The organism is Flavobacteriales bacterium, assembly GCA_016779995.1.
Taxonomy (GTDB): domain Bacteria; phylum Bacteroidota; class Bacteroidia; order Flavobacteriales; family UBA7312; genus UBA8444.
Genome location: JADHMO010000025.1, coordinates 1 through 6,980 on the forward strand (window position 1 = coordinate 1; position 6,980 = coordinate 6,980).

Below are 6,980 nucleotides of genomic sequence, written 5' to 3' on the forward strand. Positions count from 1 at the left end.
TAAATTAACGAGCGCGGTCAAGCTCCATAAGCCGCTCAGTAAGTTGAATAAACCTATTGATAATATATCTGAGGTTATAAATGAAATAAAGCAATACAATAGTAATCTACACCTCTGCTGCCTTCTAACATATGGATGCTTATTAAGACCTCATCGCGAGATACGAGAGCTAACCTGGGGAGATTTTACGAGCGAACTCAGCTACATAAAATTATCAGGAGGCAGGAACAAATCTGGAAGGAATAGAATCGTTCCAGTACCGTCTTACATAAGAGATATACTGGTTAAAGGAGAGTCAAATCACAATATCTTCACTAACTCCAATAAACCACCCAATCCAGACTATTTTAAAACACTTTGGAGTCGTTTTAAGAGGGTTTCTAAGCTTATTGAACTAGACCAAACACTTTATTCTTTTCGGCACTCTGGAGCTATAGATATCTTTAAAAGGACAGGAAGTATAACCAAGCTACAGAAAGCTATGGGACACTCATCTATAAATGTTAGTCTGACTTATTTAAGAGGTTTAGAAATACCTGAACTTAATGAAGAGGATATGCCGATGATTTAAGCTATGTAAATTTCTACCAATTACCCAAACTCTGATAACTTCAAAGAATATGATTTATTGTCTAATAGAGTTAGGATTTAACAATAAGTGTAAGTGTTATTATAAGGGAAAGCTATTTCCTAAAAAATAACCCAAAACCAAACCAAGCACTAACATTATTAGTCCTTTAGCATTAAAAAACCAGCCGAATTTTTCCTCCCAAGAATCAGGTATAAAATTTCCGTCAGCATCCTCTGCCTTTCCAGTTCTTGTTAAATATCCTGCATAAAAATAAACTCCAGAAACAAGTAAAACAATAAAAATTAATGTAACGATAAATTCATTCATCTCTTTGTTTTTAAGCAAGTTACAAATTTAAATTAACTTATAACTGATTTATTTAAATTTACTAAATCTATCACACAAACAAAAGCAAGTCTATACTTACTTCATTAGTAGCTTGTTTCATTCTTGGTAAAGTGTATTGTAGAACTTAATGAAGAGGATATGACTAGGTTTAAAAGAAAACGCCACTAAAGTTAATTAGTGACGGAAAAAATAAAAATTTCTTTTGGTTTTATTTAGTTACAGTCGTAGTAGTCGGCGTGTATATTCCAAAAGTTAATGCAGAAACTAATCCATTTACAAAAGATTGTCTTGTATGAACAGTATAGTTTTCCGCTCCGTCAGCCATTTGTTTTGAATCAGAAACAATAACTGGTGCAAGTCCACCAATCACGTAATGATTCCATTTAGTTGTTTGACTGTTTCCATTAGCACCAGAACCCACAACACTTGTGTAGGAATAGCAAGAAGTAAATAACATTGATGCAGCAAATACAACTGTCATCATTTTTAAAGTTTTTTTAATCATTTTTTTGAAAATTAAATTAAATATATTAATTGTAATATTGTTTTTCAGTAATTTAAAATCAATCAAAATATTTAACTTTTTTGGATATAAATAATTAAATAATAGATATTTATTAAACAAAAGTAATCGTCTAATCTCTTTGCTTGCAAGAACCTATCACAAAAACAACGGCAAGTCTTCACTTACTTCATTAGTAGCTTGTTTCATTGTTGATAAAGTTTACTTTGAGCCTATTCGAACTTAATGAAGAGGATATGCCGATGATTAACGAAAACTTTCTTTAAAGTTAATTTTTGATTTACGAACTAAACTATGGTGTTTATAAAACCGATTTCTCTTTCTGACGTATATTAAGTGTTTTACAAGATAATAGCTTGAAGTAAATGCAGCAGCTAAACTCCCACCTGCTCCTAAAATTTCAATATCACTATCAACATTTTTAAGGGCAACTCCACCAATAAAAACGGCTGCTGATATTACAAAGTAATTTCTGCTAAGCTCAACTTTAGTGTCCAATTCAATTTTCTTTTTAGAATCTTCAACGGATAAGATATTGATTTGAGCATTAAGTGTAACATTCAAAAAAATGGCGATAAGAATTTTATACATTTAACCAATCAATATTTTACAAAGTAAAGCCAACACTATATTGATTCAATTAAGTTTTAAACTGACTAAACTTTGAGCTAATTTATAACAGCGTTTGTAAAATTAGGATTACTAAAATCCAAATCAAAGTTATGACAACCCAATTCTTTTTAATCCAACTAATCACTTCTTTTTATTTATTTCAATACAGAATATTATAATAAGGAATTAATATGCTGTAAATGAATAAGTTATGATTTAGTTATTGTGGGTGTAATGTAAATATAATGTAAACCTGTAAAAATAAACCCTATGAGCCATCTAAAAATGTTGGGCAGAATGTAACAATTTACATTACTGTTTCCTTTGAAGAGATGCATCAAGCATTGCTTTAATCAATCGTTAGATAAGTGTCTTAAATAAGCCTTTCTAAGAGTCTTTGTGGGTGTGTCAGAGAGCGGTTAGTTACAAGAATATGATATCAATTCTAAAACTAGACTAGTCCCATCTTTGCCAATTCTTCATTTGTGAAGCCGAGTTCCATAGCAATTTTCTTATTATAATCTCTAATAGCTCCTTGAAGTGTAAATAATCTAATTAAAATCCATACACCAAGACCTCCTAAAGTTATATAAAAAAGAATTTGTTTTCCTATACTCCCAAGAGAGCCATAAGACCATCCTAGAAAAAGGAATAGTAATCAGATTTGTGTTGAGTTGGCTTTTTTTTCGTTGTATACAAATTGTTTGTCCATTTTTAGTTTGAATTATGGTTAATAATACTTAAATCTACAAATATTATTAAACGATTACAAATCCAAGAGCTTAATGAACAAAGGCAAGTCTTCACTTACTTCATTAGTAGCTTGTAATCTTGGTAAAGTGTATTGTAGAACTTAATGAAGAGGAGAGGTTTTAATAAAAGGAGATAAATCACCAATAATAATTTCAAGTGATTCTACTGTTGAAAATACTTCAGAATTTGCTTTAGAAAAACACCTAGAAGATTTCTTAGTTAAAAATTGAAAAAACTCCTGATGGGAAAAAGATGGTGCTACTTAATTACGAAGGAATTGGTAATCATGAATCAAATATTGAAACATATGATTTCACCATAGGTCTTGGAAAGTGGGGAGAGATAGAAAAAAGGAGTAGAAATATTTCTTCTGAAGTAAGAAAAGCTGTTTATGAAAGAGATGGTGGATTTTGTGTTCAATGTGGAAGTAATGTTGATATTGAATATGACCATAAGCTTCCTTTTTCAAAAGGAGGTTCAAATAGTGTAAATAATATTCAAATACTTTGTTTTAAGTGCAATAGAGCAAAAGGAGCCAAATTATAATCCTAAAATATTATGGGGGCAAATATAAATCTACCCCCACAATATTAATAAGACTGTTTAATAGTGTCGTCTAAAACACTTTCAGTTTTTTGATAATTTCCTATAGACTCCAGTCTCCACCTTTTTCAATAGTTCATTTTCAACATAATCCCTAAGCTTTTTGTAAGCTGTCCGCTCTTTTATCCCAAGCTTCTTAGCTATTGAAATAGCCTCGGATGATGTAAACTCCTCTGGAAGCTTATTCATCCACAGCTCTTCATTTAGCGGGAGCTTGTTCTCACGATTATTTATCTTTTGAAAAACATTGAGCCCGTGAGCTAGATATACTTTTGTAAGCTCCATCGCTGTATCAAAGTCCCTATCCTCACACTCCATTATAGGCTCGTCAGTTCTGACTGCTGAGAGCACCATTGCTATTTTATAAATAATAAGACCAAGTCTTTTAATTAGACTATCAGATTCTCCGAGATAAGAATAGTATTTTTCATCCAATATTTCTTTAAACGTATTGAAGTGAATTTCTCCTTGTTCTTCTGTAATGTTAAATTCTCTTTCACTTTGGGAGGAAAACTTGTCACAAAGGTCTTGTGTGAATTTTAAAAATTGGTTCTGTTTACTGCTACTTATGTTTTTAGTGAAAGTTCTTCTCCATTCAGGTTTTGCATTGAATGAATAGAACATAAACCTACTTGCCAAACCATTTTTAGTATTACTCAGTATACCTTTTACTTGGTCCGGTGTTCCAGTAATTGATAAAGAAAATTTAGGCTTTTCAATTATAATATATTCCAAATCTGTTTTTCTCATCAATGATATAGTCTCATGATGAAATCCTTTTCTTAATATATCACTGTAACCTCCCCACTCTTGTTTTAGTGCATTAGTTATGGTGTCCGTTTCTGTTTCTGTGATACATCCGCTACCACCATTAGATTCGAGAACTTTATGTAGCATCGCTGAAGAGATATTACCAGCAATAAAAAAGGCTTTATGTTTTGGCTTTTCTGGTTTTTTTAAATCAACTATATCTTCTTCTTTTTTAGCCATTTTCTTTTTCAAATTATATATCTCCACATCTCTATTGTAATTTATTTTTGCCTGAACGTTTTGTTCCTGTAATAAGTTATGAAAACAATCCCCAAGGCTCTTTGCATACTTCATAGAGCCTTTTCCACTAGCAGCTGGTGCTATAATAAATGAATAGAGGTTTGGATAAACAATTTCATTATCATAAACACCTTTGATATTAGAAAGTCCTCCACTAATAATTGATAAAGCACTTGTTAGATACACATCTCTTTCTCTTCCACTAAAAACCTCACAAGATTCTTTGAGTACAGGAGGTAAATTTTCATAAACCTCATCTGGTATCATTGGAGATTTATCTTCCTTACTGCACGACTGCACAAACTGCACGCTCTGCAATTCTCCAAACTGAGAAGTATTATTCTCATATGCGCTTCTAATTGTCTTTTCTATTTCACTATAGGTAAGAGTCGCATCAGTCATAGAAGAGCAATATGATTTTACATCTTCCATATTTAATCCTTCTCTATTAGCATTACATGCAAAGAAGTGGATGAAATTATTTCTATTACCAACAGTAAAGGTTTCTTTTCTAGAGGTATACTCCCAAAGCTCTTCAGGGGTTCTTGTCGTGCTTACAGTTTTATAATCAAATACTACAGACTCTTCATTTAGATATAGCTCTGGGTCACTAGATACAAAGCATAACCTAACAAGGTCTTTTATTGATTTATCAGACTCTCTTCCAACTGCTTTATCATAGTAACTTCTTAGAGTATTAAAAGCATCTTTATGCTGCTCCATCTCATTACTTACTCTAATAAACACTTTAATACCATCACCGCTTGGACTAACAAAACAGCTATAGGTATACTCAAGAGATTTAATTTTATCTATTGCCCCAGCTACATCATTTAGCTTATCATAGTCTAAATGGATAATACCACTATAGCTATCTCCATCTGTAAACTTCCTTCCAGTATTTAAAACTGCTGATGGAGTAAATGCAAGGAGAGAATTTTTAATTCTTCCTTTTTCTTCTTCACTATCAGCTTCTCTAAGCTGAGTGATTTCTTTATTGAACTTGCCTTCCTTAATAGCGTTTAAGACTTTGACTAATTCATAATTTCCTTTCCTGTCTTGGAAATTTTTAAAAACTGTAATCTTCATTATATATATTTATTATGTAGGATTGCAGAGCGTGCAGTTCTTGCAGTCTTGCAGTCCTACTGATTAATTTATGAAGAAAAAGCCCGGAATCTTAGTGAAGAATTTCGTATATTTACAGTACGCAATTACCGCCAATAGTTGAAAGCTCCAAGCCGATTCTGTTGGCTTTTTCTTTTGTATAAAGCTCCAAAGATATTTTTGAATTTGAAAGACGGACTTTTCCACAATCGGGGTCTATTATTAACAAAATAATATACCTGATAATCAGTATGTTACAAAAAAGTACATCTGAAAATCAGTAAGTTAAAAAAATGAATTTTGATGTTTTACTTTTATCTAAGACGTCAGATTCTGTGAGATTCATATCTTGAACTATCTAAAAACCAACACTATGAAAAAGCTACTTCTTGTTTTAATGTTTGTCCCTTTAGTTTCTTTTGGCAAAATCCAGGTTATGGATACGTGCGAAGTGATGCTTCAACTCAAGTAGATTATTCTAAAATAGCGAAAGACTTATCCAATTCATTAATGGATGCTTCTGCAAAAAGAGAATCACAAGCAAGAGCCTTAGGGTGGTCATCAGCCGCTGAAATGGATAGGGCAAGAAGAGCAAATAATCTTAGAATTAAAGCAGAAAAAAAGAGAAGAAAAAGAGAAAGAAAGCTTCAAAAAATAAGATACAAAAGAGCAAAAAAACACTTAGAAAAAGACAATAAATGAGGCTTTTAAAAAATCTTGTTTTATTATCTATATTTTCAATCTTTTCGTCCTACAGCCAAAATATTGATTGTGAAGAATTACTAGATACTATAAAATATGATGGTAGAAGACTTGACAATTCATGCCCCGCCTCTACTGCAATCTATTGTATCAATTGGTATACTTATAAAGAAATGCTATTCGCTGTTGTTAGATTCAAAAGTTATGGGAAAGAATATGTCTATGGAGGATGGGAATATAAGTTTGATTCGTATTGGGATTTTAAAAAAGCATTTGATGATGCGGATTCACACGGTGGCTTTTTTCATAAAAACATAAAACCAGCAACTATTAATTGTAGTAGTTAACACACCCTAAGGCTACCCTATTAGAGGCTCTTTCACCCCCAAACAAAAGTACCCCTAGATAACCTAGTTAAGCCCAGTGATAGCAATGGTTTAAGTATTTACAATTCGAAATAATTAAGGGGGGTGCAAAGTTTTGGTTATATACCATTATATGCGCTCTACCCCCAAAAGAAAAGTGGATTTAATTTTGGAGTAGGGGGTCTTATTTCAGAATTTTAGGTTGGAATTTTGGGGATTTAACTTTATTTTTAGTAACAGATATTAGTCCATTATTTGTAATGATATAAATCATTTCTTCATAGCTAATACCAAGATTTAATTGGCAAGATTTATAAAAATAGCCTTCACTAAGACCTGGCATAAA

General features: G+C 31.9%; 8 protein-coding genes. 4 read left to right on the forward strand and 4 right to left on the reverse strand.

Annotated elements, in window-relative coordinates; translation table 11 throughout:
• The first annotated feature begins 43 nt into the window (after nt 1–43).
• Nucleotides 44–571 carry a site-specific integrase gene (locus tag ISP71_08680; protein MBL6664160.1) on the forward strand — a complete coding sequence of 176 codons (528 nt, stop codon included), beginning with the start codon at nt 44–46 and terminating at the stop codon, nt 569–571.
• Between the two features lie 99 nt (nt 572–670).
• On the opposite strand, the gene ISP71_08685 is transcribed toward ISP71_08680, so the two are convergent.
• From ISP71_08685 to ISP71_08695, 3 genes are all read right to left on the reverse strand, one after another.
• A complete protein-coding gene (locus ISP71_08685; protein MBL6664161.1) occupies nt 671–898 on the reverse strand; it encodes a hypothetical protein in 228 nt (75 codons plus the stop codon).
• Nucleotides 899–1,127: 229 nt separating this feature from the next.
• Nucleotides 1,128–1,424 (reverse strand): Bor family protein, encoded by a 297-nt coding sequence (locus tag ISP71_08690; GenBank protein ID MBL6664162.1) that lies wholly within the window; start codon nt 1,422–1,424, stop codon nt 1,128–1,130.
• A gap of 264 nt (nt 1,425–1,688) precedes the next feature.
• On the reverse strand, nt 1,689–2,033 hold the full coding sequence (locus ISP71_08695) for a hypothetical protein (protein ID MBL6664163.1): 345 nt from the start codon (nt 2,031–2,033) through the stop codon (nt 1,689–1,691).
• A 1,026-nt stretch (nt 2,034–3,059) separates the two neighbouring features.
• On the opposite strand from ISP71_08695, the gene ISP71_08700 reads away from it, so the two are divergent.
• Nucleotides 3,060–3,353, forward strand: coding sequence for an HNH endonuclease (locus ISP71_08700; protein MBL6664164.1), 294 nt, complete (start codon nt 3,060–3,062; stop codon nt 3,351–3,353).
• A gap of 81 nt (nt 3,354–3,434) precedes the next feature.
• Here ISP71_08700 and ISP71_08705 read toward each other — a convergent pair whose 3' ends face one another.
• Complete coding sequence (locus ISP71_08705) at nt 3,435–5,549, reverse strand: DUF3987 domain-containing protein (protein MBL6664165.1); 2,115 nt, start codon at nt 5,547–5,549, stop codon at nt 3,435–3,437.
• 462 nt (nt 5,550–6,011) lie between these two features.
• On the opposite strand from ISP71_08705, the gene ISP71_08710 reads away from it, so the two are divergent.
• Complete coding sequence (locus ISP71_08710) at nt 6,012–6,269, forward strand: hypothetical protein (protein ID MBL6664166.1); 258 nt, start codon at nt 6,012–6,014, stop codon at nt 6,267–6,269.
• Nucleotides 6,266–6,616, forward strand: coding sequence for a hypothetical protein (locus ISP71_08715; protein MBL6664167.1), 351 nt, complete (start codon nt 6,266–6,268; stop codon nt 6,614–6,616). The genes ISP71_08710 and ISP71_08715 overlap by 4 nt, the downstream gene beginning before the upstream one ends.
• Nucleotides 6,617–6,980 lie beyond the last annotated feature (364 nt).